A 1,541-nucleotide genomic window follows, 5' to 3' on the forward strand; every position below is an offset into this window, starting at 1 on the left:
GTGTATGGCTGGTCGAGTTCGGCGAACTTCATGACGAATCCTTGCTGATCGACACGGTGGCCGGTGCATTGGGGCTGCGCTATATCTCCGCGAGGCCGTTGGGTGAGGTACTGGAAGAGTTTCTCGAGACGCGGAACCTCTTGCTCGTCTTCGACAACTGTGAACAAGTGGTCGCCGGCGTAGCCGAGCTGTCCGCGACGCTGATGCAGGTCTGTCCTTCGCTGAAGATCCTCAGCACAAGCCGGGAGTCTCTCGGTATACCCGGAGAGGCCGTACTGCGAGTCACGCCGCTGACAGTCCCATCTACCGACCGTCAGCCGGCCTTGAAAGGATTGCCGAGGTACGACGCGGTGACGCTGTTCGCTGAACGCGCTGCCACGGCGGTTCCCGATTTCGAACTCACCGAGGACAACAAGGACGCAGTGGCCAAGATCTGTCATCGGCTCGACGGTCTGCCGCTGGCGATCGAGTTGGCAGCGGCCCGCTTGCGGGCACTGTCGCCCGAACAAATCCTCCAGCGCCTGTCCGACCGCTATGCGCTGCTCACGCGCGGAACACGTGGCGCCCCTACGCGACAACAGACTCTTCGACTGTGCTTCGACTGGAGTTTCGACCTGTGCGAGGAACAGGAACAGCACCTCTGGACGCGGCTATCGGTCTTTGCAGGCAGTTTCGGGCTCGACGCGGCGGCGCACGTCGGTGGTCCGGGTATCCGTCCGGACGAGTTGCTCGACGCGGTGACCTCACTGGTTGAGAAGTCGATCCTCCTCAGAGAGGAATCCGGTACCGAGGTGCGGTTTCGAATGCTCGAGACAGTGCGGGACTACGGCCGCGAGATCCTCGCACTGATCGACGACGACACCGCTCACCATCGGCATCTGGAGTGGTACGAATCGCTGGTTCTCGAAGCAGCGTCGAATTGGATGAGTGCACGACAGCTCGACTGGATCGAACGCATGGGTATGGAACTACCGAACATTCGAGAAACCCTGAAGTTCTGTGTGTCCAATGATCCGGCTGCCGGGCTCCGCGTCGCGGGCGCGCTATTCGGGTTGTGGAGTTCCCAGGGGTACTACAGCGAGGGGAGAAGTTGGCTCGACAGACTCCTGGCCGCATACGCAGGCCCACCCACCGTCGAGCTCGTAAAGGCCCTGTTCAGCGGTGCCTTCTTCGATGCGGCGCAAACAGGCGGTCAGACGAGCGATATGACGGTAGACAGGGGGCACACACTTGCAGCATCCATCGACGACCCCGGATTACACGCCTTCATCGCACATGTCGACGGGCTCCTAGCCCTGCTCCGCGGTGATCTCACCCAAGCCTGCACGTACCTCGAGAAAGCGGTAGCGGAGCCCGACACCCGGCGAGAACCCATCTATCGCGTCGGCCCACTAGGCATGCTGGGCATGGCACACGAGTTGCGCGAGGACATGGGGCGGGCGATCGAATACCATGAACAAGTACTCGAGCTCACCGAACAGTACGGCGAAACCTTGTGTCGATCGTTCTCTCTGTGGGGAMTGGGCCTTGCCGTGTGGCAG

Annotated in this window: 1 protein-coding gene; it reads left to right on the forward strand. The window is 61.4% G+C overall.

What is annotated here, in order from left to right; all coding sequences use genetic code 11:
- Positions 1-1,541: ATP-binding protein (locus tag AC1DWT_RS51295; RefSeq protein WP_477926278.1), on the forward strand; the 1,541-nt coding region annotated here is incomplete at both ends.

Source organism: Rhodococcus sp. P4_B6 (assembly GCF_056402215.1).